22 protein-coding genes are annotated in these 23,828 nt (G+C 64.3%); 11 read left to right on the forward strand and 11 right to left on the reverse strand.

Annotated features, from left to right (window positions below; all coding sequences use genetic code 11):
- Positions 1-2: 2 nt before the first annotated feature.
- From CAF70_RS01810 to CAF70_RS01835, 5 genes are all read left to right on the forward strand, one after another.
- The gene (locus CAF70_RS01810) at positions 3-872 is read left to right on the forward strand and encodes a LysR family transcriptional regulator (RefSeq protein WP_085621639.1); all 870 of its coding nucleotides are present in this window, start codon (positions 3-5) and stop codon (positions 870-872) included.
- Between the two features lie 219 nt (positions 873-1,091).
- Positions 1,092-2,150 (forward strand): putative 2-aminoethylphosphonate ABC transporter ATP-binding protein, encoded by a 1,059-nt coding sequence (locus tag CAF70_RS01820; RefSeq protein WP_085621641.1) that lies wholly within the window; start codon positions 1,092-1,094, stop codon positions 2,148-2,150.
- Between the two features lies 1 nt (position 2,151).
- Positions 2,152-3,876: a putative 2-aminoethylphosphonate ABC transporter permease subunit gene (locus CAF70_RS01825; protein WP_085621642.1), complete on the forward strand. Its 1,725-nt coding sequence runs from the start codon at positions 2,152-2,154 to the stop codon at positions 3,874-3,876.
- An 18-nt stretch (positions 3,877-3,894) separates the two neighbouring features.
- On the forward strand, positions 3,895-4,920 hold the full coding sequence (locus CAF70_RS01830) for a putative 2-aminoethylphosphonate ABC transporter substrate-binding protein (protein WP_085621643.1): 1,026 nt from the start codon (positions 3,895-3,897) through the stop codon (positions 4,918-4,920).
- Between the two features lie 114 nt (positions 4,921-5,034).
- Positions 5,035-5,583 (forward strand): phosphonate degradation HD-domain oxygenase, encoded by a 549-nt coding sequence (locus CAF70_RS01835; RefSeq protein WP_085621817.1) that lies wholly within the window; start codon positions 5,035-5,037, stop codon positions 5,581-5,583.
- Between the two features lie 125 nt (positions 5,584-5,708).
- Here the strand turns inward: CAF70_RS01835 and CAF70_RS01845 are convergent, their stop codons facing one another.
- Both CAF70_RS01845 and CAF70_RS01850 read right to left on the reverse strand, forming a co-directional pair.
- Positions 5,709-7,073 (reverse strand): GTPase/DUF3482 domain-containing protein, encoded by a 1,365-nt coding sequence (locus tag CAF70_RS01845; RefSeq protein WP_085621644.1) that lies wholly within the window; start codon positions 7,071-7,073, stop codon positions 5,709-5,711.
- Entirely contained in the window at positions 7,066-8,457 is a 1,392-nt protein-coding gene (locus CAF70_RS01850) for a DUF2868 domain-containing protein (RefSeq protein WP_085621645.1), read from the reverse strand. The genes CAF70_RS01845 and CAF70_RS01850 overlap by 8 nt, the downstream gene beginning before the upstream one ends.
- A 54-nt stretch (positions 8,458-8,511) precedes the next feature.
- Here CAF70_RS01850 and CAF70_RS01855 point away from each other — a divergent pair, with 54 nt between their 5' ends.
- The gene (locus CAF70_RS01855; RefSeq protein WP_085621646.1) at positions 8,512-9,027 is read left to right on the forward strand and encodes a dihydrofolate reductase; all 516 of its coding nucleotides are present in this window, start codon (positions 8,512-8,514) and stop codon (positions 9,025-9,027) included.
- Between the two features lie 44 nt (positions 9,028-9,071).
- Here the strand turns inward: CAF70_RS01855 and CAF70_RS01860 are convergent, their stop codons facing one another.
- Positions 9,072-9,278 carry a hypothetical protein gene (locus CAF70_RS01860; RefSeq protein WP_085621818.1) on the reverse strand — a complete coding sequence of 69 codons (207 nt, stop codon included), beginning with the start codon at positions 9,276-9,278 and terminating at the stop codon, positions 9,072-9,074.
- A gap of 147 nt (positions 9,279-9,425) precedes the next feature.
- Entirely contained in the window at positions 9,426-10,817 is a 1,392-nt protein-coding gene (locus CAF70_RS01865; protein WP_085621647.1) for an L-cystine transporter, read from the reverse strand.
- A gap of 244 nt (positions 10,818-11,061) precedes the next feature.
- On the opposite strand from CAF70_RS01865, the gene CAF70_RS01870 reads away from it, so the two are divergent.
- Positions 11,062-12,117, forward strand: a complete 1,056-nt coding sequence (locus CAF70_RS01870) for a phosphorylcholine phosphatase (RefSeq protein ID WP_085621648.1) — start codon at positions 11,062-11,064, stop codon at positions 12,115-12,117.
- A gap of 157 nt (positions 12,118-12,274) precedes the next feature.
- Here the strand turns inward: CAF70_RS01870 and ilvD are convergent, their stop codons facing one another.
- Positions 12,275-14,116 (reverse strand): dihydroxy-acid dehydratase, encoded by a 1,842-nt coding sequence (gene ilvD / locus CAF70_RS01875; RefSeq protein WP_063912093.1) that lies wholly within the window; start codon positions 14,114-14,116, stop codon positions 12,275-12,277.
- A gap of 477 nt (positions 14,117-14,593) precedes the next feature.
- Here ilvD and CAF70_RS01880 point away from each other — a divergent pair, with 477 nt between their 5' ends.
- A complete protein-coding gene (locus tag CAF70_RS01880; protein ID WP_085621649.1) occupies positions 14,594-15,250 on the forward strand; it encodes a magnesium transporter in 657 nt (218 codons plus the stop codon).
- Positions 15,251-15,390: 140 nt separating this feature from the next.
- Here CAF70_RS01880 and CAF70_RS01885 read toward each other — a convergent pair whose 3' ends face one another.
- Positions 15,391-16,587, reverse strand: a complete 1,197-nt coding sequence (locus tag CAF70_RS01885) for a class I SAM-dependent rRNA methyltransferase (RefSeq protein WP_085621650.1) — start codon at positions 16,585-16,587, stop codon at positions 15,391-15,393.
- Between the two features lie 180 nt (positions 16,588-16,767).
- Here CAF70_RS01885 and CAF70_RS01890 point away from each other — a divergent pair, with 180 nt between their 5' ends.
- Together CAF70_RS01890 and mutM are read left to right on the forward strand one after the other, a co-directional pair.
- Positions 16,768-17,580, forward strand: coding sequence for an HDOD domain-containing protein (locus tag CAF70_RS01890; RefSeq protein WP_178076339.1), 813 nt, complete (start codon positions 16,768-16,770; stop codon positions 17,578-17,580).
- 3 nt (positions 17,581-17,583) lie between these two features.
- Entirely contained in the window at positions 17,584-18,396 is an 813-nt protein-coding gene (mutM, locus tag CAF70_RS01895; RefSeq protein WP_085621652.1) for a bifunctional DNA-formamidopyrimidine glycosylase/DNA-(apurinic or apyrimidinic site) lyase, read from the forward strand.
- Between the two features lie 111 nt (positions 18,397-18,507).
- On the opposite strand, the gene CAF70_RS01900 is transcribed toward mutM, so the two are convergent.
- The 5 genes from CAF70_RS01900 to CAF70_RS01920 form a co-directional block, all read right to left on the reverse strand.
- Positions 18,508-18,759: a YfhL family 4Fe-4S dicluster ferredoxin gene (locus CAF70_RS01900; protein ID WP_085621653.1), complete on the reverse strand. Its 252-nt coding sequence runs from the start codon at positions 18,757-18,759 to the stop codon at positions 18,508-18,510.
- A gap of 108 nt (positions 18,760-18,867) precedes the next feature.
- Positions 18,868-19,347 carry a pantetheine-phosphate adenylyltransferase gene (coaD, locus tag CAF70_RS01905; protein ID WP_014861498.1) on the reverse strand — a complete coding sequence of 160 codons (480 nt, stop codon included), beginning with the start codon at positions 19,345-19,347 and terminating at the stop codon, positions 18,868-18,870.
- A 112-nt stretch (positions 19,348-19,459) separates the two neighbouring features.
- Positions 19,460-21,058 carry a GMC family oxidoreductase gene (locus tag CAF70_RS01910; RefSeq protein WP_085621654.1) on the reverse strand — a complete coding sequence of 533 codons (1,599 nt, stop codon included), beginning with the start codon at positions 21,056-21,058 and terminating at the stop codon, positions 19,460-19,462.
- A 20-nt stretch (positions 21,059-21,078) separates the two neighbouring features.
- Complete coding sequence (locus tag CAF70_RS01915; RefSeq protein WP_085621655.1) at positions 21,079-21,564, reverse strand: twin-arginine translocation pathway signal protein; 486 nt, start codon at positions 21,562-21,564, stop codon at positions 21,079-21,081.
- Positions 21,565-21,574: 10 nt separating this feature from the next.
- Positions 21,575-23,005 (reverse strand): coniferyl aldehyde dehydrogenase, encoded by a 1,431-nt coding sequence (locus CAF70_RS01920; RefSeq protein ID WP_085621656.1) that lies wholly within the window; start codon positions 23,003-23,005, stop codon positions 21,575-21,577.
- A 151-nt stretch (positions 23,006-23,156) separates the two neighbouring features.
- Between CAF70_RS01920 and CAF70_RS01925 the strand changes: the two genes are divergently transcribed.
- The gene (locus tag CAF70_RS01925) at positions 23,157-23,822 is read left to right on the forward strand and encodes a TetR/AcrR family transcriptional regulator (protein ID WP_025340981.1); all 666 of its coding nucleotides are present in this window, start codon (positions 23,157-23,159) and stop codon (positions 23,820-23,822) included.
- The last annotated feature ends 6 nt before the right edge of the window (positions 23,823-23,828 follow it).

The raw sequence follows: 23,828 nt of genomic DNA on the forward strand, positions 1-23,828 counted from the left end.
GCATGCTGAGTTCGGAGCTGAAAGCCTTTTACATGGTGGCCCGCCTGGGCAGCATCACCCTGGCGGCGAAGAAGCTCGGGCTCAGCCAGCCCACGGTAACCACGCAGATCCGCAACCTGGAAGGCCAGTACGCGGTGGAGTTGTTCTACCGTGGCGGGCGGCGCCTGGTGCTGAGCGAGGAGGGCGTGCGCCTGCTGCCGATGGTAAAGGCGCTGTTGCAGCAGGAAGCGGACATCGAGTTCAAACTGCGCAACAGCAGCCAGGCGCAGGGCAGCCTGCGCATCGCGGCCACGGCGCCTTACTACATTCTCGACCTGGTGAAGATCTACCGCGAACGGCTGCCGCAGGTGGAAGTCGCGGTGGAAATCGGCAACTCGCAGCAGGTGCTGGAGATGCTCGACGACTACCGTGTGGATATCGCTGCTTCGTCGCAACTGCTGGAAGACGCGCGGCTGGTGCGGCGGGTGCTGGGGACTGACCCGTTGGTGGTGGCGGTGCATCGCAACCACCCGTTGGCACACCGCCAGGCGGTGTCCATTGATGTGGTGGCCGGGCATTGCCTGCTGATGCGCGAAAGAGGCTCGACCACACGTACGCTGACCGAGCAGATGATGCAGGAGGCAGGGGTGAAGGCCGGGACATTGCTGGAGATTGGCAGCCGCGAGTCGATCCGCGAGGCAGTGCTGCGCAATATCGGCATCAGCGTGATTGCCCGGCACGAGGTACCGCACAACCCTGAGTTGCGGGTGCTGGCGCTGGAGAACGCGCCGGTGATGCATGAGTACCTGTATTGCCTGAAGGAAAGGCGTCAGGCCCGGTTGCCGGCGGCGTTCCTTGGGGTGGCGCAGGAAGTGGCCGGCTCACACTTATAGATTTGTGTTGGCTTCTTCGCGGGCTTGCCCGCTCCCACAGGTACCGCGCAGGTTTTGAATCTTGTGGAGATCCTGTGGGAGCGGGCATGCCCGCGAAGAGGTCCTGTCAGGCAACTACAAAATCTGCCTATACCACTATCACCCACTTTTGCCCTGAAGCCACACAACCTTCGCACAGCCTTCCTAGCATGGCCCCCATCTCTTCGATGAGGCCCTGCCATGAACAACACCACCCCCGGCGCACAGATGACAGTGCGCAACATCCATAAGCGCTTCGGCGCCTTCACTGCGCTCAACGATGTCTCGCTGGACATCGCCGCCGGCGAACTGGTGTGTCTGCTCGGCCCGTCCGGCTGCGGCAAGACCACTCTGCTGCGTTGCATCGCCGGCCTGGAGCGCCAGGACCGCGGTACGTTGTACATCGGCGAGCGCGATATCTCCAAGCTACCACCTCAGGCCCGTGACTACGGCATCCTGTTCCAGTCCTACGCACTGTTCCCCAATCTCACCGTCGAAGCCAACATCGCCTACGGCCTGACCGGCAGTGGCCGCGAGCAGGCCCGCCAGCGGGTGGCCGACATGCTCGAACTGGTAGGCCTTTCTGGTAGCGAGAAAAAGTACCCAGGCCAGCTTTCCGGTGGCCAGCAACAACGCGTGGCCCTGGCCCGCGCACTGGCACCGTCGCCCTCTTTGCTGCTGCTGGACGAGCCGATGTCGGCACTGGACGCCCGGGTGCGCGAGCACCTGTGCACCGAACTGCGCCAGCTGCAACGCCAGCTGGGTATCACCACGCTGATGGTCACCCACAACCAGGACGAAGCCATGCTCATGGCCGACCGCATCGCGGTGATGAACAACGGCCAGGTGGAGCAATATGCGACCCCGCAGCAGATCTACGACCAGCCGGCCACGCCGTTCGTTGCCGAGTTCGTCGGCCAGGGCAACTGGTTGCCGTTCCAGCGCAGCAGTGACAGCCATGCCCAGGTCGGTGGTATGAATATGCGCCTGGCTCCAGGTTCCGCCCGGGCCAGCAGCGGCCGGCTGTTCTGCCGCCCGGAGGCGATCACGGTCAACCCGGCGGTGCACGAAGAAAACCTGTTCCCGGCCATGGTCCGCGAAATCACCTTCCTCGGTAACCGCTGCCGCATGAGCTTCGAGCTCAAGGCCCTGCCGGGCCATGCACTGCTGGCGGAGCTGGCCCCCGAGGCCATGCCGCGCCTGGGTTCGCAGGACATCTGGGTGGCACTGCCGCCGCAGAGCCTGCAGGTGTTTGCCTGAGATGGCCGCGCCAATGTCCCTGCCGCTGAACCCGCCCAAAGTTGCGCCGCGTGCGGGCGTCGCCCTGGGTGACCGGTTGTTCGTCGTCGGCGGCAAGAGCCTGCTGCTGATCCTTCTGATGCTGGCGGTGCTGATGCCGCTGCTGGCGATCTTCTGGCGCGGCTTCAGTGCCGAAGCAGGCCAGGGTGGTGGCCTGCTGGCGGCCCGCGAGCTGTTCGCCAGCGAAAACTTCCACTGGCTACTGGGCAACAGCCTGTCGGTGGCCTTCACGGTGGCGGCCATCGTGGTACCGCTGGCCTACCTGTTCGCCTACGCCCTGCAACGCACGCTGATTCCGGCCAAGGGCCTGTGGCGGGGCATTTCGCTGCTGCCGCTGCTGGCGCCGTCGATGTTGCCGGCCATCGCCCTGGTCTACCTGTTCGGTAACCAGGGGCTGCTGCGCGGGTTGCTCAGCGACAACATCTATGGCTTCTGGGGGATTGTGCTGGGCGAGGCCATCTACACCTTCCCGCATGCCCTGATGATCCTGCTGTCGGCGCTGTCGCTGGCCGATGCACGCCTGTTCGACGCAGCGTCCAGCATGGGTGCCGGCCCTTGGCGGGCGTTCACCAGCATTACCTGGCCGGCTACGCGACAGGCAGTGTTCGCGGCGTTCTGCCTGGTCTTCACCCTGACCATCACCGATTTCGGAGTGCCGGTCGTGGTCGGCGGCGACTATCAGGTGCTGGCGCTGGAAGCCTACAAGGCGGTGGTCGGTCAGCAACAGTTCGGCCGTGGTGCGTTGATCGGCATGGTGTTGCTGGTGCCGGCGCTGCTCAGCTTTACCGTCGATGCCTGGCTGCGCCGGCGCCAGGGCGAGGCCATGAGCGGCCGTGCCCAGGTGTTCGAGCCCAAGCCGTCGCGGGGCCGTGATGCCTGCTTCCTGATGATCGTGTTGCTGGTGTGTGCTGTGTTGCTGCTGGTGATCGGCATGGCGGTGTACTCGTCGCTGGTCACGTTCTGGCCGTACAACCTGTCGTTGTCGCTGCGTCACTACATGTTCGAAGACACCGCTGGTGGCGGCTGGCTGGCCTACCGCAACAGCGTGACCATGGCCATCGGCACCGCGCTGATCGGCAGCATGGTGATCTTCACCGGCGCCTACCTGATGGAGAAGACCCAGGGCCAACGCCTGCTCAACCAGGCGCTGCGCCTGCTCAGCTTCATTCCCATGGCCGTGCCAGGCCTGGTGCTGGGCCTGGGCTACGTATTCTTCTTCAACCTGAACGGCAACCCGCTGCATGTGTTCTACGGCGGCATGGGGCTACTGGTGGTGTGCACCATCGCCCACTACCTGACCACCGCGCAGATGACCGCGAGCACCGCCCTGCGCCAGCTTGACGGCGAATTCGAGGCCGCAGCGCTGTCGCTGAAGGCGCCTTTGTACAGGCACTTTCTGCGGGTGACCGTGCCGATCTGCCTGCCGGCGCTACTGGACATCATTCGCTACCTGTTCGTCTCGGCGATGACCACCGTGTCGGCGGCGATATTCCTGTACAGCCCCGACACCATCCTGGCTGCCGTTGCCGTGCTGAACATGGACGATGCCGGCAACGTCGGTGGTGCCGCCGCGATGTCCACTTTGATCCTGCTGACCAGTGCCGGCGCTTCACTGCTGCTGGCCGCAGCCTCACGCGGCCTGTTGCGCCGCTCCCAAGCCTGGCGCCAACGCGCCGCGACCGTCTGACCTGTAAGGAACCTACCCATGTACAAGCACCTTGCACTTGCCGCTGCCGTTTCCGCCGTGTTCAGCCTGCAGGCTTCGGCCGCCGGGACCCAGCTGACGGTTTACACCGCCCTGGAAGCCGAGCAGCTGAAGAGCTACAAGCAGGCCTTCGAGAAGGCCAACCCGGACATCGAGATCAAGTGGGTCCGTGACTCAACCGGCATCATCACCGCCAAGCTGCTGGCCGAGAAAGACCGCCCGCAAGCCGACGCGGTGTGGGGCCTGGCCGCTTCCAGCCTGGCCATCCTCGACCAGAACGGCATGCTCGAAGCCTACGCACCGAAGGACCTGGGCAAGATTGCCGCCAACTACCGCGACGCTGCCAACCCGCCAGCCTGGGTCGGTATGGACGTGTGGGCCGCGACCCTTTGCTTCAATACCATCGAGGCCGAGAAGCAGGGCCTGAGCAAGCCGGTGAGCTGGCAAGACCTGACCAAGCCTGAGTACAAGGGCAAGATTGTCATGCCGAACCCGGCCTCCTCCGGCACCGGCTTCCTGGATGTCAGTGCCTGGTTGCAGACGTTTGGCGAGCCGCAGGGTTGGGCGTACATGGATGCGCTGCACCAGAATATCGGCCAGTACGTTCACTCCGGTTCCAAGCCGTGCAAGCTTGCCGCGGCGGGTGAATTCCCGATCGGTATTTCGTTCGAGTACCCGGCCGTGCAGCTCAAGCGCCAGGGCGCGCCGCTGGACATCGTGCTGCCGAAGGAAGGCCTGGGCTGGGAGATCGAGGCGACGGCGGTGATCAAGGGTTCGCCCAATGCGGATGCGGCCAGGCGCCTGGCTGATTTCTCGGCAAGCCCGGCGGCCATGGAGCTGTACAAGGAGAACTTCGCCGTGCTGGCCGCGCCGGGCATTGCCAAGCCACAGACCGAACTGCCGGCGGATTATGAACAGCGCCTGATCAAGAACGACTTTGCCTGGGCCTCGAAGAACCGTGACCAGATCCTGGCCGAATGGCGCAAGCGCTATGACGGCAAGTCGGAGAAGTTGGTCCAGCAGTAACCTGCACCGGCCTCTTCGCAGCACAAGGCTGCTCCTACGGGGTGGCGACAACCTGTAGGAGCAGCCTTGTACTGCGAAGAAGCCACCACCAAAACAAGCCAGGAGAAGACGATGATGCCCACCCCAGCCCAGATCATTGACAGCACCTTCGCGCTGTACGAACGCCACGGCAGTGATGACTACATCGGCGAAGCCATCACCCAGCTTGAACACATGTCCCAGGCCGCGCAACTGGCCATGGCTGAAGGCTTCGACGACGAAGTGGTGCTGGCGGCGTTCTTCCACGACATCGGCCATCTGTGCGGCGGTGACGCCAGCATGGGCGGCTATGGCGTGGTCAGCCATGAGCGCATCGGCGCCGAGTACTTACGCCGCTGTGGCTTCGGCGAACGCATGGCGCGGTTGGTGCAGTATCACGTGGAGGCCAAGCGTTACCTGACTTTGCGCCAGCCTGGGTATTACCAGCGGTTGAGTGAAGCGAGCCGGCGGACCTTGGAGTATCAGGGGGGCGTGATGAGCAAGGACGAGGCGGATGTGTTCGAGCGGGATCCGCTGTTCGAGGTGAGCTTGCGGATGAGGGAGTGGGATGAAATGGCCAAGGAGATTGGGGTGCCGATGGTTGATCTGGGTGGGTTGAAGCAGAGGGCTTTGGCACTGCTTTGAGAGATGGGCTGCCTGTGCCGGCCTCTTCGCGGGTAAACCCGCTCCCACAGGAATAGTGCATATCTCAAGGAATGTGAGATACCTGTGGGAGCGGGCAAGCCCGCGAAGAGGCCAGGCCTGCCCACTCAAAACTGTGAAACCAGCGCCTCCAGCTGCTCCTGCCGCTCAGCCTGGTTAAGCTTCGCCCCAGGGTTCAACGTGGACCACTGCGGATGCGCCCGCGCCTTCACCAGCGCCTCCGGCAACTTGCCCTCCCGCCAGGCCTTCTCATCCAGTTCCCCCAGCCGAATGCTGTCCTGCGCCGCATGCCCGCGGTTTTCCAGCGCCATCATCAACTGCTGCTGACGCAAGGCCAACAAGCGCAACACCGTATCGTCCACCGTCAGCTCACGCTTGCCCTTGAGCTTGCCCATCAAGCGTGAACCATAGTTGCGCGCCGTCTGCAGCGCGCCGCCGGCAATCGCCCCGGCCAGGGCGGCAGCCCCCAGTGTCAGGCCACCGACCAGCAGGTCCACCCCGGCACCCGCCGCGGCACCGGCGGCCACACCACTGCCCAAGCGCACGCCCAGCAGCTTCAGGGTTTCGGGATTGAACAGGTCATCGCCCCAACGGCCATCCAGCAGCGGCAGGTCGCTGGCATGGGCGTCCTCGCGGCGGAAGGCATACAGCTTGAGCAGTGCCTCGACGCAGCGCTGTTCGCGCTGGCGCACCTCCTGGCGCAAGGCCTCGATGGCCCGGGCTTCGGCAGCCGGGTCGGCCTCGACGCTACGCCGGCAGGCGGCGCAGTCCAGCAGCAGCTCGGCAATCAGGCGTTTGCCGCTATGCCGACGTGCCAGGCGCTGTGCCTGCTGGTCATCGATCAGCCGCTGCAGGGCCGGGCGGGCGTCTTCCAGCAGCAGGGCCAGGCTTTCGTACAAACGGCGCTCGCCATCCTCTGGTGGGGCCACGCTGTCGAACCGCACCAACGCGTGAAGCCCAAGCCTGGCAAGGGCTTCACGCCATTGCGGTTCGCGGTGCTGATGGCTGGCGACGAAATTGAGCACCGGCAGCAGCGGCTTGCCGCAGCTGGCCAGCACTTCCAGTTCGTCGCGGTATTTGGCCAGCACCGGTTCGCGGGCGTCGATCACATACAAGCCGGCATTGCTGGCCAGCAACTGGCGCAGCACTTTGGCCTCCTGCTCGAAACGCTGGCGTGCCTCGCTGCCTTGCAGAAAGCGCTCGAGGCGGGCCGGGCCGTCCAGGCGCTCGCCCGGGCGTTCCAGGCGTTCGAGGTAGTCGAGCAGGGCGATGGCGTCTTCCAGGCCCGGAGTGTCGTACAGCTCGAGCAAGGGTTCACCGTCCACCGACAGCCGCGCACCTTCCACATGACGGGTGGTGCTGGGGCGGTGGGAAACTTCGCCAAAGCCTACGTCGCGGGTCAAGGTGCGCAGCAGCGAAGTCTTGCCGACGTTGGTGTGGCCGACCACGGCCAGTTTCAGTGGCTCAGTCATGGCCATGCTCCAGCCAGGTCAGCGGCGAGGTATCGGCATGCACCAGGCCAAGGCGGTCGAGGGCTTCGTGCCAGTCGCCCAGGCGTTGGGCGTCCAGGGCCTCGCCTGGTGCGGCCTGCAGCAGCCAGATGCGGGTCGCACCGGCGTTGCGTGCCAGTTCGGCGAGCAGCGCCAGGCTGCCGCGGTCGGGCGAGCGGCGCGGGTCGCAGGCGATGGCCAGGCGTGCGGGGGGGAAGCGGCTGAGCTGTTCGAGCAGGCGGTTGCGCGATTCGCGGCTGTCGAGCACGCCGGCACTGGTCACGCTTTTCGGCAGGGCGGGTGGCCAGGGATGCTGGTCGTCCAGCTCCAGGCCGACCAGCAGGGCACCGCTGCTGCCGCTTTCCAGCTGGCCAGCGGCAAACTGTGGCAAGGCTTCGGGCGCGGCATCCTGCACGCCGATGCGTTCGCTGCGCGGCATCAGCGCTTCGCGCAGTTGCGCATAGCCGGGCAGGCTGAGGTCCAGCGCCAGGCGTTGGTGGCCCTGGCGCCAGCGCCACAAGCACAGCCCGGCCAACAGCAGGCGCGGCAGCAGGCCGTACACCAGCACCACGCCAAGCAGCCAGCTGGCCCAGGCCTGGCGTGCCAGGTCCAGGGCCGGCTGGCTGACGCCGCTGGCGCGGATCATGGCCTCGTCGGGTACCGTGAAGCCCAGTAGCGAGGGCAGCGCGCCCAAGGCCCGGGTCAGGTGGATGAACGGGTCGGCGGCGAGCAGGGTGGTTTCCCAGACAAAGCCATAGCGCCGGGTCGCCAGCAAGGCCAGTAGCATGCCCAGCGCGGTGATCATCGCCAGCAGCCACAGGCCATGCACCAGCAGGCCGAGCAACCAGCGGTTGAGGCGCTGGCGTTGCAGCAGCACCAGCAGCGCCGGCGCCAGGTGCGCGGCCTTGGCATCACGGGCAAAGCGTTCGCTCAGCCACAACCACAGGCGGCCCAGCCCCGCGCCATGCTCGCCGCTCAGGGCAAAGCCGATGGCCCAGCCCAGCAGCATCAGCAGGTTCAGCCCGAGCAGGCTGCCCAGGGCCCAAAACACATTCACCGGGCGTTGTCCGTCGCCCAAGGCGGCCAGTGCCAGCCCGGCACCGCTGAGCACGGCCAGCAGCAGCAAGGCCAGCAGCGCCAGGCGTGCGCCCTGCTTCCAGTGGCGCAGGGCTGTGCTGATACCGTCGCGTTCGGCCAGGAACAGGGCACGGGTTTCGATGCGGGCCGCCAGGTCACCGCCTGCCTTGCGAGCGCGGCGGTTGGCTTCCTGATCCTCCAGGGGGCCGGCATGTTCCTCGCGCAGGCGTACCGCTTCGGTGAGCCAGCGCTTGTCCAGTGAAGTCGGTGCGGTCACAAGGTCTTCCATTGCACAGGTCAGGGCAGAAGCATAACCCACACGCCCGATGCTATCCTCGCTGGCATGAATACAACACTCCCCCTCAGCCTGATCGCGGCTCACGCCGAGAACCGCGTGATCGGCATCGACAATTCCATGCCCTGGCATCTGCCGGGGGACTTCAAGTACTTCAAGGCCACTACCCTGGGCAAGCCGATCATCATGGGGCGCAAGACCTGGGACTCGCTGGGCAGGCCGCTGCCTGGGCGGTTGAATATCGTGGTCAGCCGGCAGGCAGGGCTGGAACTGGCGGGGGCCGAGGTGTTTGGCTCGCTGGAAGAGGCGCTGGTGCGGGCCGAGCAGTGGGCGCGTGAGCACGGCGTCGATGAGCTGATGCTGATCGGCGGGGCGCAGCTGTATGGGCAGGCGCTGGAGAAAGGGCTGGTCAGCCGCATGTACCTGACGCGGGTCGAGTTGTCGCCGGAGGGGGATGCGTGGTTCCCGGAGTTCGATCGGGGGCAGTGGAAGCTGGTGTCGAGCGAGGCACAGGCTGAGGAAGGCAAGCCTGGGTATCACTTCGAGGTCTGGGACAGGGCTTGAGATTGCCGGGGCTGCCTTGCAGCCCTTTCCGACCGGTCCGGCGCTCAGGTGAGCAGCTTGATGATCAATGCGGTGACAGTAGCCACCGTGGTGACGAAACCGACGGCGATGGCCACCGGGTACCAGAAGGTTTCGCGGGTCATTTTGCCGGCTTCAGCATTCAGCTTGCGTGTCTCGGCCATCAACTTATCCACTTCGACGCGGATCTTGGCAACCTCGACTCGGATCTTTTCGGCTTCTGCCTGGGTCATGTCGTACTGCTGCATGGTGATTCCTTTCCATCGGCGTATTCGCTAGCCCGGCTAGCAGTATAGCAACGCCAATAGCCAGCTATTGCTTGCTTCCCATGCCATTGCGTTACTGGATATTGGGGGGCCGCATAGCGCCCCCCTTTCCGATCAGGTATGGCTCAGCTCGGCATGTTCATCGCCAGCCAGCACTTGTTTGTCGGTCTCTTTCAGCAGCTGGCTGGTCACCACCCCCGCCGTCATCGAGCCGTTCACGTTCAGCGCCGTACGGCCCATGTCGATCAGCGGCTCCACCGAAATCAGCAACGCCACCAGCTCCACCGGCAAGCCCATGGCCGGCAGCACGATCAGCGCGGCGAAGGTGGCACCGCCGCCGACCCCGGCAACCCCTGCCGAACTCAGGGTGACGATGGCCACCAGGGTGGCGATCCACAGCGGGTCGAAGGTATCGATGCCCACCGCCGGCGCCACCATCACCGCCAACATGGCTGGATAAAGGCCGGCGCATCCGTTCTGGCCGATGGTGGTACCGAACGATGCGCTGAAGCTGGCAATCGACTGCGGTACCCCCAGGCGGCGGGTTTGCGCTTCGATGTTCAGCGGAATGCTGGCGGCGCTGGAGCGGCTGGTGAAGGCGAAGGTCAGCACCGGCCACACCTTGCGGAAGAAACGCAGCGGGCTCACGCCGGTAGCGGCAAGGATCACGCCGTGCACCACGAACATCAGCGCCAGGCCCAGGTACGACACCACCACGAAGCTGCCCAGCTTGAGGATATCTTCCATGTTCGAGCTGGCCACTACCTTGGTCATCAGCGCCAGCACGCCATACGGGGTCAGCTTCATCACCACCCGCACCAGGCGCATCACCCAGGCTTGCAGGGTGTCGATGGCCGACAGCGCGCGCTCGCCTTTCTCGGCATCGTCCTTGATCAGCTGCAGCGCGGCCAGGCCAAGGAACACGGCAAAGATCACCACGCTGATGATCGAGGTCGGCTTGGCCCGTGCCAGGTCACCCACCGGGTTGCTGGGGATGAACGACAGCAGCAGCTGCGGGATGTTGAGGTCGGCGACCTTGCCGGCGTAGTCGCTGTGGATAACCTGCATGCGTGCGCTTTCCTGGGCGCCAGCCACCAGGCCTTCGGCGCTGAGGCCGAACAGGTTGGTCAGGACGATGCCGATCAACGCGGCAATGGCGGTGGTCAGCAGCAGGGTGCCGATGCTCAGCACGCTGATGCGGCCCAGCGACGAGGCATTGTGCAGGCGTGCCACGGCACTGAGGATCGAGGCGAAGATCAGCGGCATGACGATCATCTGCAACAGGCCGACGTAACCGTTGCCGACCAGGTCGAGCCAGGCGATGGTGGCCTTGAGCACGGGGTGGCCAGCGCCATAGATCGTGTGCAGGACCAGGCCGAAGACAACGCCCAGCACCAGGCCCAGCAACACCTTCTTGGCCAGGCTCCAGTCGGTGCGGCGGGTTTGTGCCAGGCCCAGCAACAGGGCCAGGAACGCCAGCAGGTTAAGGGACAGCGGCAGGTTCATTGAAGCTCCAGCAGAAAAAAGCAGAAGAGGCATCGCCTCTGTGAGCGATTGCGAACGGAAATGCTAACAGGCTGAAAACAAACGAATTTATACCCAAATGGAATGTGCATAGTCGCTTATGGAATAACGACATGTCGCGGATTGCAATGAACGCGACGTTTACTGCTGCATGAGGGTCGTTATGAAAGGCCGTCGGCAACGCTCGTTGCACTAGCGTTTCCCGGTCATTTCAGGAGATTCGTACATGAAATCTGCTCCGAAAGCTGTCGCTGTCGCCCTGTCCCTGCTGTTCAGTATCGAAACCTTCGCCACCGAGCTCAAGCACTGGCCGGCCGAGGCCGCCAAGCAACTCGACACCCTGATTGCCGCCAATGCCAACAAGGGCAACTACGCGGTGTTCGACATGGACAACACCAGCTACCGTTACGACCTTGAAGAGGCCTTGCTGCCGTTCATGGAAAACAAGGGCCTGCTGAGCCGCGACAAGCTCGACCCGTCGCTGAAGCTGATGCCGTTCAAGGATACCGCCGAGCACAAGGAAAGCCTGTTCAGCTACTACTACCGGCTGTGTGAAGTCGACGACATGGTCTGCTACCCATGGGTAGCCCAGGTATTTTCGGGCTTCACGCTGCAAGAGCTGAAGGTGCAGGTGGATGAGATGATGGCTTCGGGCAAGCCGATCCCCAGCACTTACTACGAAGGTGACCAGGTCAAGGCCATCGAGGTGCAGCCGCCGAAGGTCTTCAAGGGCCAGACGGAGCTGTACAACAAGCTGATGGAGAACGGCATCGAGGTCTACGTGATTTCTGCCGCATCCGAGGAACTGGTGCGCATGGTCGCCTCGGACCCCAAGTACGGTTACAACGTGAAGCCGCAGAACGTGATTGGCGTGAGCCTGTTGCTGAAGGACCGCGCCAGCGGCCAGCTGACCACCGCGCGCAAGCAGATCAGCGCCGGGCACTATGATGCCAAGGCCAACCTGGGGCTGGAGCTGACCCCTTACCTGTGGACCCCGGCCACCTGGATGGCGGGCAAGCAGGCGGCGATCCTGACCTATATCGATGAGTGGAAGAAGCCGGTATTGGTAGGGGGCGATACGCCGACCAGCGATGGCTACATGCAGTTCCATGGCGTGGATGTGGGCAAGGGCGGCATCCACCTGTGGATAAACCGCAAGGCCAAATACATGGACCAGCTGAACGGGATGATTGCCAAAAACGCGGCGGCGCAGGCCAAGGAAGGGTTGCCGGTGACGGCGGACAAGAACTGGGTGATCGTGACGCCGGAGCAAATCCAGTAAGCCTTGTGGCGCCTGTGCTGGCCTCTTCGCGGGTACGCCCGCTCCCACAGGGATTCGCGCCGTACCTGTGGGAGCGGGCGCGCCCGCGAAGAGGCCGATACAGGCATAAAAAAACCGGCGCTCAAGGCGCCGGTTCTTCTTTCACACTACAAGAGCCTCACAGCCCTTCCAGCATCGCCTTGTTACGCACGGCGCCCTTGTCGGCACTGGTCGCCAGCAGGGCATAGGCCTTCAGCGCGGTGGTCACCTTGCGTGGGCGTACTTCAGCTGGCTTCCAGCCCTTCTTGTCCTGCTCGACACGGCGCTCGGCCAGCTCTGCGTCGCTGACCTGCAGGTTGATCGAACGATTCGGAATGTCGATCAGCACCTTGTCGCCGTCGCGCACCAGGCCGATGGCGCCGCCAGCAGCGGCTTCCGGCGAGGCGTGGCCGATGGACAGGCCCGAGGTACCGCCCGAGAAGCGACCGTCGGTGAGCAGGGCGCAGGCCTTGCCCAGGCCCTTGGACTTCAGGTACGAGGTCGGGTAGAGCATTTCCTGCATGCCCGGGCCACCTTTCGGGCCTTCGTAGCGGATGATCACGATGTCGCCGGCCTTCACTTCGTCGGCGAGGATGCCGCGTACGGCGCTGTCCTGGCTCTCGAAGATCTTCGCGGTGCCTTCGAACACCAGGATCGACTCGTCGACACCGGCGGTTTTCACCACGCAGCCATCCAGTGCGATGTTGCCGTACAGCACGGCCAGGCCGCCTTCTTGCGAGTAGGCGTGCTCGACACTGCGGATGCAGCCTTCGGCGCGGTCCAGGTCCAGGCTCGGCCAGCGGGTAGACTGGCTGAACGCGGTCTGGGTCGGGATGCCGGCAGGGCCGGCCTTGAAGAAGGTATGTACGGCTTCGTCATCGGTCTGGGTGATGTCCCACTTGGCGATGGCTTCTTCCATGCTGCGGCTGTGTACGGTCGGCAGGTCGGTGTGCAGCAGGCCGCCACGGGCCAGCGAACCGAGGATGCTGAAGATGCCGCCGGCACGGTGCACGTCTTCCATATGATACTTCTGGATGTTCGGCGCAACCTTGCACAGCTGCGGCACCTTGCGCGACAGGCGGTCGATGTCGCGCAGGTCGAATGCCACCTCGGCTTCCTGGGCGGCGGCCAGCAGGTGCAGGATGGTGTTGGTCGAGCCGCCCATGGCGATGTCTAGCATCATGGCGTTCTCGAACGCCTTGAAATTGGCGATGTTGCGCGGCAATACCGACTCGTCGTTTTCGCCGTAGTAGCGCTTGCACAGCTCGACGATGGTGCGGCCAGCGGTAAGGAACAACTGCTCGCGGTCGGCGTGGGTGGCCAGGGTCGAACCGTTGCCCGGCAGGGCCAGGCCCAGTGCTTCGGTCAGGCAGTTCATCGAGTTGGCGGTGAACATGCCGGAGCACGAACCGCAGGTCGGGCAGGCGCTGCGCTCGTATTCGGCGACTTTTTCGTCGGACGCCGAGGAGTCGGCGGCAATGACCATGGCGTCGACCAGGTCCAGGCCGTGGCTGGCCAGCTTGGTCTTGCCGGCTTCCATCGGGCCGCCGGACACGAAGATTACCGGGATGTTCAGGCGCAGGGCGGCCATCAGCATGCCAGGGGTGATCTTGTCGCAGTTGGAGATGCACACGATGGCGTCGGCGCAGTGGGCGTTGACCATGTACTCCACGGCGTCGGCGATGATCTCGCGGCTTGGCAGCGAGTACAGCATGCCGTCGTGGCCCATGGCGATGCCGTCATCGACCGCGATGGTGTTGAATTCCTTGGCCACGCCACCGGCGCGTTCGATTTCGCGGGCGACCAGCTGGCCCAGGTCCTTCAGGTGCACGTGGCCCGGGACGAACTGGGTGAACGAGTTGGCGATGGCGATGATCGGTTTCTTGAAGTCCTCGTCCTTCATCCCGGTGGCACGCCACAGGGCACGGGCACCGGCCATGTTGCGGCCTTGGGTGGAAGTCTTGGAACGATAATCAGGCATGAAACACTCCTGGCGGCTTAATCAGGTCACAAAAAGGGGAGTGAGCTTTCTTGTCCTTTGTACCGCAGGCCGGTTGCCACTGGCACGGATGGGGCCGAAGACCGCGCGGGATCGCCGCGTGCTTGGGCAGAGCTCATAAACCCGCCGGGGATGACTGGCGATGAATAGGCCGATTCTACACCGCTGGCGCTGCGAGGGAATGGCGATGTGTCTGGGCGGTGGTTTTGGCTTTATGACCGGTTGCTTGTAGGACGCTTCTGAATCGCCAGTGAAGGGGCTGACCGGCACATAGAGAGCCTCTATTATCCCGCCGCCGCATGTGCGGTTTCACGAGATATCCCTCAATGGACCTTCCCAGTTACCGGTTCCACACGAACCTGCTATCTGGCACTGAGCGCGCCGCCGCCAGGGCTGCCGAAGGCTTGAGTCCGCGAGGCTGAGGTCTGTGGGCGCCCGGTCCGGCGCCTGGAGAACTTCATGCAACATCAAACTGATAAAAGCGTCCTTCAGCCAGACGCCCATGCAGCCCTCGAGGCGCAACGGCGCGAGGCCACCGAGGACTTCCACAGAGGCGCTTCGATCACCAGTCACGTTGGCAACCTGCGCGATGCAACCCTGGGGCTGCTTTACCGCAAACGCGTGTTGTGGCTGGTGTTACTGGTGTTTGGCAACCTGTTTTCCGGAGCGGGTATTGCAGCCTTCGAAGAAACCATCGCCGCACACATTGCGCTGGTGTTTTTCCTGCCGTTGCTGGTGGACAGCGGCGGTAACGCCGGTGCCCAGTCGGCAACGCTGATGGTTCGAGGGTTGGCCACAGGCGAGGTGGTCATGCGCGATTGGTGGCGCATGCTGGGGCGTGAATGTGGCGTGGCGCTGGCGTTGGGCGCAACCATGGCCGTTGCAGTGGCATCTTTGGGTGTGCTGCGGGGCGGGCCGCAAATTGCCGTGATCGTAGCCAGCAGCATGGTGGTGATCGTGCTGGTGGGCAGCCTGATCGGCATGAGCCTGCCGTTCCTGCTTAGCCGTTTCAAGCTTGACCCGGCCACGGCAAGCGGGCCGCTGATCACATCGATAGCCGATGCGGCTGGGGTGCTCGTGTATTTTGGTATTGCGACGCAGGTGTTGGGGATCTGACGCTGTCTCGTGCCGGTTTCACTGGCCTCATCGCCGGCAAGCCAGCTCCCACAGGTACTGCACAGGTCTCGAGGGCTGTGGTGATCCTGTGGGAGCTGGCTTGCCGGCGATGGGGCCGGTGCAGGCCGTCTGGATATCGGTCAGCTGTTTGGCAGCAACCGGCAGGTGATGCTCTTGATGTAGCGGGTTTCGGCGATGGCCGGGTGCACCGGGTGGTCCGGGCCTTGGCCGCCGCGTTCGAGCAACTGCAGGTTGCGGTCCAGATGGCGGGCGCTGGTGAGCAGGATGTTGTGCAGGTCGTCCTCGGGCAGGTGCATGGAGCACGAGGCACTGACCAGGATGCCGTCCTTGGTCAGCATGCGCATGGCCTGCTCGTTCAGGCGGCGGTAGGCCGCTTCGCCGTTTTTCAGGTCTTTCTTGCGCTTGATGAAGGCGGGTGGGTCGGCAATGATCACGTCGAAGCGCTCTTCGGCGGCCTTGAGTTCGCGCAGGGCCTCGAACACATCGCCTTCGATGCAGGTCAGCTTCTCGCTGATGCCGTTCAGGGCCGCATTACGCTCCACGCCGTCCAGGGCAAAGCCCGAGGCGTCGACGCAGAACACTTCGCTGGCGCCGAAGGCACCGGCCTGCACACCCCAGCCACCGATATAGCTGAACAGGTCGAGCACGCGCTTGCCTTTCACGTACGGTGCCAGGCGTGCACGGTTCATGCGGTGGTCGTAGAACCAGCCGGTCTTCTGGCCTTCGCGTACCGGGGCTTCGAACCTGACGCCGTTCTCTTCCAGCGGCACCCAGTCCGGCACTTCGCCGTACACGGTCTCGACATAGCGCTGCAGGCCTTCGGCATCACGTGCAGAGGAGTCGTTCTTGAACAGAATGCCGCTTGGCTTGAGCACCTGTACCAGGGCTGCAATCACGTCGTCCTTGTGTGCTTCCATGGTGGCCGAGGCCAATTGCACCACGAGGATGTCGAAGAAACGATCGACCACCAGGCCTGGCAGCAGGTCGGAGTCGCCATAGACCAGGCGGTAGCACGGTTGGTCGAACAGGCGCTGACGCAGCGACAGGGCAACGTTCAGGCGGTGCACCAGCAGCGACTTGTCCAGCGGCAGCTTGGCGTCGCGCGAGAGCAGGCGGGCGCAGATCAGGTTGTTCGGGCTCAGTGCAACGATACCCAGTGGCTTGCCGTTGGCCGCCTCGAGAACGGCCTGCTGGCCGGCCTGGAAGCCTTGCAGCGGGGTCGCGGTGACGTCGACTTCGTTGCTGTAGACCCACAGGTGGCCGGCGCGCAGGCGGCGGTCGGCATTGGCTTTGAGGCGAAGGCTTGGCAGGGACATGACGTCGCTCCGGGAAAAAGAGCGGGATTATAACGTGTCTGCTGTGCTTTCGCCTTTAGAGGTGCAGGCCTGTGACGGCGAGCACCTGGAGGGTTAGAATCGCCGGTCCCAAACGAGTGTGTACGTATGTCCCAAGAACTCAGCGCCGAACAGATCCAGCAAGCCTTGCAAGGCATCACCATTCCGCCGCAACCGCAGATCATGGTCGATCTGCAGTTCGAGCAGTACATGCCAGACCCGGACCTGGAAACCATCGCCAAGCTGATTTCGCAGGACCCGGGCCTCTCGGGCGCCTTGCTCAAGCTGGTCAACTCCCCGCATTTCGGCCTTTCCAACAAGATCGGCTCGATCCAGCGCGCGGTGAACCTGCTGGGCAGCCGTTCGATCATCAACCTGATCAACGCCCAGTCGATCAAGGGCGAGATGACCGACGAAACCATCGTTACCCTCAACCGCTTCTGGGACACTGCCCAGGACGTGGCTATGACCTGCCTGACCCTGGCCAAGCGCACCGGCATCCAGCCGGCGGACGAAGCCTATACCCTGGGCCTGTTCCATGACTGTGGCGTGCCGCTGATGCTCAAGCGCTTCCCCGATTACATGGAGGTGCTGGAGGAGGCCTATGCCAAGGCCGACGAGGAGACCCGCGTGGTCGACACCGAAAACCACGCGTTCAACACCAACCATTCGGTAGTCGGCTATTTCACCGCCAAGTCCTGGCGCTTGCCGGAGCACCTGAGCGCGGCCATCGCCAACCACCACAATGCCCTGGCGGTGTTCCGCGACGAGAGCTCGCGCAATACCCAGCTGAAAAACCTGCTGGCGGTACTGAAAATGGCCGAGCACATCTGCGCCTCCTACCGGGTACTGGGCAACCAGGCCGTGGACCACGAATGGAATGTGGTCGGCCCGCTGGTGCTCGATTACATTGGTTTGTCGGAATACGATTTCGAAAACCTCAAGCAGAACATTCGCGAGTTGGGCGGGCACTGATACATGCCGGAATTGCCAGAAGTAGAAACCACCCGGCGCGGTATTGCGCCTCATCTGGAAGGCCAGCGTGTCAGCCGGGTGGTGGTGCGTGACCGGCGCCTGCGCTGGCCGGTTCCGGAAGACCTGGATGTGCGCCTGTCAGGGCAGCGCATCGTCAGTGTCGAGCGGCGTGCCAAGTACCTGTTGATCAACGCCGAGGTCGGTACCCTGATCAGTCACCTGGGCATGTCGGGCAACCTGCGCCTGGTCGAGCTGGGCTTGCCGGCGGCCAGGCATGAGCACGTGGATATCGAGCTGGAGTCGGGGTTGATGCTGCGCTACACCGACCCGCGCCGCTTTGGCGCGATGCTGTGGAGCCTGGACCCGCACAACCATGAACTGCTGTTGCGCCTGGGGCCGGAGCCACTGACCGACCTGTTCGACGGTGAGCGGCTGTTCCAGCTGTCCCGTGGGCGGTCGATGGCGGTCAAGCCGTTCATCATGGACAACGCGGTCGTGGTGGGGGTGGGCAACATCTACGCCACCGAGGCGCTGTTTGCCGCCGGCATCGATCCTCGTCGGGCAGCGGGCGGGATTTCCCGGGCGCGCTACCTGAAGCTGGCGATCGAGATCAAGCGTGTACTGGCGGCGGCGATCGAGCAGGGTGGCACCACGCTACGCGACTTCATCGGCGGCGACGGGCAGCCGGGGTACTTCCAGCAGGAATTGTTCGTGTACGGGCGGGGCGGGAAACCGTGCAAGGTGTGTGGTACGGAGTTGCGCGAGGTGAAGCTGGGGCAACGGGCGAGCGTGTTCTGCCCGCGCTGTCAGCGCTGAAGCTTAGGGCCCTATCGCCGGCAAGCCAGCTCCCACAGGGACCACGTAACTCTTGAGGTCTGCGCTGTACCTGTGGGAGCCGGCTTGCCGGCGATGAGGGCTTACCTGATATCAGGCCTTGCCGGTAATCCGGCGGTACTTTTCCATCAGCTGTTCTTCGGTTTCCGGGTGCGCTTCATCCAGCGGGATGCAGTCGACCGGGCAAACCTGCTGGCATTGCGGCTCGTCGTAATGGCCCACGCACTGGGTGCACAGGTTAGGGTCGATCACGTAGATCTCTTCGCCTTGGGAGATGGCCTCGTTCGGGCACTCGGGTTCGCAGACGTCGCAGTTGATGCAATCGTCGGTGATGATCAGGGACATGGGGACTCCGGCCGGGGCTCAGCGCCCGGGCATGTTCAACGCAGTGGGCACAATTGTGCCGCATTCGCGCCCGCAGTGCACGCGGGCGCGATGATCAGCTGCCAAAGATCACTTCTTGAAGCGTTCGGTCAGCGCCTCGGCCACCACCGGGTGGACGAACTTGCTGATATCACCGCCCAGTGCGGCAATTTCCCGGACCAGGGTCGAGGAAATGAACGAGTAGCGCTCCGAAGGCGTAAGGAACAGGCTTTCGACGTCGGGGGCCAGTTGCCGGTTCATGTTCGCCAGCTGGAACTCGTACTCGAAGTCGGACACCGCGCGCAGGCCACGCAGGAAGACGTTGGCGCCCTGTTCCTTGGCGAAATGCGCCAGCAGCGAGGAGAAGCCGATGACTTCGACATTGGGCAGGTGCTTGGTGACCTCACGGGCGAGCTCCACCCGTTGTTCCAGCGGGAACAGCGGGTTTTTCTTGGGGCTGGCCGCCACCGCGATGATCACGTGGTCGAACAGCCGCGAGGCGCGCTCGACCAGATCGCCATGGCCTTTGGTAATGGGGTCGAAAGTACCCGGGTACAACACTCGGTTCATCGCGTCATCCTGGCTGGAGTGCGTTGGGGAGTCGGATGGTAGCGCAGCGACGGCGCCCCGGCCAAGTCATGCGGCCGGCTGATGGCACTATAGACAGGGGCCCTGTTGCTTGTCATGCGCTGCGTGCCAGGCGGGCGACCAGTGCTTCGGTGAGCCTGGCACTGATGGCATATACCGACAGTTGCGGGTTGGCGCCGATGCTGGTGGGGAACAGCGAACCGTCGTGAACCGACAGGTTTTCCAGCTGGTGATGACGGCCCAGGCTGTCGCACACCGCTTGGCGCGGGTCGTCGCCGAGGGCGCAGCCACCCATCACATGGGCGCTGCCCAGGCGCGTGCGGAACGGCTCCAGGCGCAACGTGCCGATCATGGCCAAGGCCTGTTCCGGGCTGGACGCGGCGCTGGCGTCGCTGTGCACGGGGGTAACCTGGGTGGCGCCGGCCGCAAACTGGATTTGCGCCATGCTGCGGTAGGCGCGGCGCAGGCCGTCGCGCAGGTAGTCGGTGACCGGGTAATCGAGCACCGGTGAGCCATCGCCGCGCAACTCCACGGCACCGCCCAGGCTTTGCGGGTGGAAGCCGTCACGCAGCAACGCCAGCATCACGTGGGTATGCGGCAGCTCGGCCATGCGCCGGGCATTCTCGTGGCCATGCCCGCCCAGCAGCGTGCTGGCCAGGGCCGGGTGCAGCGGAGGTACCTCCAGCTTGTAGCCCACCGGGCCGTCGCTGCCGCCTTGCCACTGGAAGTGGTCACTGTAGATGGACTGCGGGGCGCCGTAGTAGGGGTCGATACGGTCGTTGAAGCGTGCTGCGCTGAAGTTGACCAGGTGCAGGAAGGTCCGTTTGCCAAGGCGTCCATGCGGGTCGGGCGCGTCGGAACGCAGCAGCAGGGCCGGGCTGTTGATGCCGCCACCGGCAAGGATGTAGTGACGCGCGCGAACGCGGACCTTCCGGCCTGTGGCGTGTATGCCCTGGCTATCCAGGGCCTGGCATGACAGGCCCTGGATGCGCTCGCCGTTGTGTTCGAAGCGCTCGGCCCGAGCCAGGTACAGCAACTCGCCGCCCTGTTCGAGGGTGGCGGGAATACGCGTGACCAGCATCGATTGCTTGGCATTCACCGGGCAGCCCATGCCGCAGTAACCCAGGTTCCAGCAACCGCGCACGTTGCGCGGGATCACTGCCCAGCGGTAGCCCAGTTGTTCGCAGCCACGGCGCAGCACGTCGTTGTTGGCATTTGGCGGCAGGGCCCAGGGAGTGATGCCCAGTTCCTGTTCGATGCGTTCGAACCAGGGGCGCAATTGCGCCTCGCCCAGGCCGGTCACGTTGTGGGCTGCGGCCCAGTGCGCCAGGGTTTGTGGCGGCGTGCGAAAGCTTGAGGTCCAGTTGACCAGCGTGGTGCCGCCCACGGCACGGCCCTGGAGGATGGTGATGGCGCCGTCCTTGCTCATGCTGCCCAGACCTTCCTGGTACAGGCTGGCATAGGCTTGGTTTTCCAGCAGGTGGAAATCGCTGCTGGTCTTCAGCGGGCCTTCTTCGATCAGCAGCACCTTGAAGCCGGCAGTGCTGAGCATCTGTGCGCTGGTAGCGCCACCGGCACCACTGCCGATTACGGCCACATCGGCTTCCAGCGTGAGATCGTGCTCCAGGCGCGACGCGTCGTAGGTGATCCAGCCACGTTCCAGGCCTTGGCGAAAGGGGTCGGGTACAGGCATTGGCGCTGCTCTTGTCGTTTTCAGATTTTCGGTGGCCCCGGGTAACCGCAGGCGGCCCAGGATTCGGGGCGTTCGTACCAGGCCATCTGCAGCAACTGCAGCAGCGAGGCGTGGCCCATGCGCAGCAGGTCAAGCGAGCTGTCCCGCCAACGTTGCAGGAAGGCGTTGACCTGCGCGGCGCCGGCTTGCTCCCAGGTGCCCCAGACGCCGGTCAGGGGACCACGGGTGAGCGGCAGATTGAGCACGTCGAACAACTGCCGGGTGAGTTTGAGCATTTCTGGCGACAGCGCCGCCAGCTTGTGGTCGAGGCTATGCAGCACCAGTGTCTCGGCGGCCTGCGTGCCGGCCAGTACCACCGGGATCAGCGCGCGCAGCAACGGCAGGTCGTCGTCACGCAATACCTGGTAGCCCGTCGCGGCGGTTTGTGCGCTGCAGCCGACCAGGCTGGTGCCGGCCAGGAAGACGCTGGCGCCAAGGCTGAAACGCAGCAGGTCTCGGCGGTGCATGGGGCGGCCCTCAACGGATGAAAAGCTTGAAGACCAGGCGCTGCAGGGCTTTGCCATAAGGCGGGTAGATCAGCCGGGCAGCGTTGAAGCGTTGTTTGGCCAGCACCGCCTTGGCCTTGCTGAAGGTCAGGAAGCCGTCATGGCCATGGTAATGGCCCATGCCTGAAGGGCCGATGCCGCCGAACGGCAAGTCGTCCTGCGCCACGTGCAGCAGGGTGTCGTTCAGGCATACTCCGCCGGAGTGGGTGTGGCGCAGCACCTGCTCCTGGGCGGCGCGGTCATAGCCGAAGTAGTACAGCGCCAGAGGGCGCGGGCGCTGGTTGATGTAGGCCAGTGCCTGCTCGAGGCTGTCGTAGGGCACCAGCGGCAGTAGCGGGCCGAAGATTTCGTCCTGCATCACCTGCATGCCGTCGTTCACTCGCAGCAGCAGGTGTGGTGGCAAACGTCGGCCCTGGCGGGTTTCACCAGGGTACAGGTCCAGCACCTGCGCACCTTTGGCGCGGGCGTCGTCCAGCAGATGCTGCAAGCGCTGCAGTTGGCGCTGATTGATGATGGCGGTGTAGTCGGGGTTGTCGGCGATGCGTGGGTACAGCCGGCGTACGGCGCGCTGGTAGGCGTCGCTGAAGGCCTCCAGCCGCTCGCGCGGCACCAGCACGTAGTCGGGGGCGACACAGGTCTGGCCGGCGTTGAGGGTCTTGCCGAAGGCGATGCGCTCGGCGGCGGTGTCCAGCGGTACGTCGGCCGAAACGATAGCTGGCGACTTGCCGCCCAGTTCCAGGGTGACCGGGGTCAGGTTGTGCGCCGCTGCCAGCATTACCTGGCGCCCAACGCTGGTGGCGCCGGTGAACAACAGGTGATCGAACGGCAGGCGGGCAAAGGCCTGGCCTACCTCGACCTCGCCAAGCACCACGCTGACCAGGTCGCTGGGGAACACGCGCTCAAGCAGTTGCTTCAGCGCCTGGCCCGTGGCGGGCGTGGCTTCGCTGAGCTTGAGCATGACCCGGTTACCGGCGGCCAGGGCACAGGTCAGCGGGCCGATGGCGAGGAACAGTGGGTAGTTCCACGGCACGATGATGCCGACCACGCCCAGCGGTTGGTAGCGCACCTGTGCGCTGGCCGGCTGGAAGGCCAGGCCGACCCGACGTCGGCTGGCGCGCATCCAGCGCTGCAGGTGTTTTTCGGCGTGGCGCAGGCCTTGCACCGAGGGCACCAGCTCGGCCAGCAGGGTCTCGTCGGCGCTGCGCCCTGCAAAGTCCTGGCCGATGGCCTCGATCAGTTCGGCCTGGCCGGCCAGCAAGGCTTGTCGCAGGCATTTCAGCCATTGGCGCCGCTGCGCCGCCGCTGGCAACGGGTTGCTGACGAAGGCCTGGCGCTGGGCGGCGAACGTCGCTGCAAGGTCGAGGTCGGATAGCACAGGGGGCAAGGCACTGGGCGAGTTCATGGCGGCTTCGAGTCCGGTCAGGGAATCCCTAGAGCCTATACTCTAATTTGTACTATGGTGCGAATTTTTCCGCGTTGTCGAGCGGTGCATTCCACCGCCAATACGCCGTAAGATGACCCTTTGATGAAGGCCCGCAGACTGGGAGCTGAGCATGGCCCCGCGCATGAAGACCCGAGAGCGCATCGTGCAGAACAGCCTGGAGCTGTTCAACCAGCAGGGCGAACGCAGCGTCAGTACCAACCACATTGCCGCGCACATGGAAATTTCGCCCGGCAACCTGTATTACCACTTTCCCAACAAGCAGGCGATCATTGCCCTGTTGTTCAGCCAGTACGAAGAACTGGTGGACAGTTTCCTGCGCCCGCCGCAAGGTCGCGCCGCGACCGTGGAGGACAAGCGCTTCTACCTCAAGGCCCTGCTGGCGGCGATGTGGAACTACCGTTTTCTGCACCGCGACCTGGAGCACCTGCTGGACAGCGACCCGGAGCTGGCCGCCCGTTATCGGCGCTTTTCCGAACGCTGCCTACGGCAGGGCCAGGCGATCTACCGCGGTTTCGTCGAGGCGGGCATCCTGGCCATGGCACCAGCGCAGATCGAATCGCTGACCATCAATGCCTGGATCGTGCTGACGTCCTGGGTGCGTTTTCTCAGCACGACGCGAGAGCATTCCGCGCACCTGGGTGAAGAGGCCTTCAAGCGTGGCGTCTACCAGGTACTGGTGCTGGAGCTCGGCTTCGTCACCGATAACGCCCGCAATGCCGTGGACGCCCTGTGCCAGGAATTCCATGTACCGTTCAACCAGGCCCTGGAGCACTAGTCCAGT

It is taken from the genome of Pseudomonas sp. B19(2017) (assembly GCF_002113165.1).
Taxonomy (GTDB): Bacteria; Pseudomonadota; Gammaproteobacteria; order Pseudomonadales; family Pseudomonadaceae; genus Aquipseudomonas.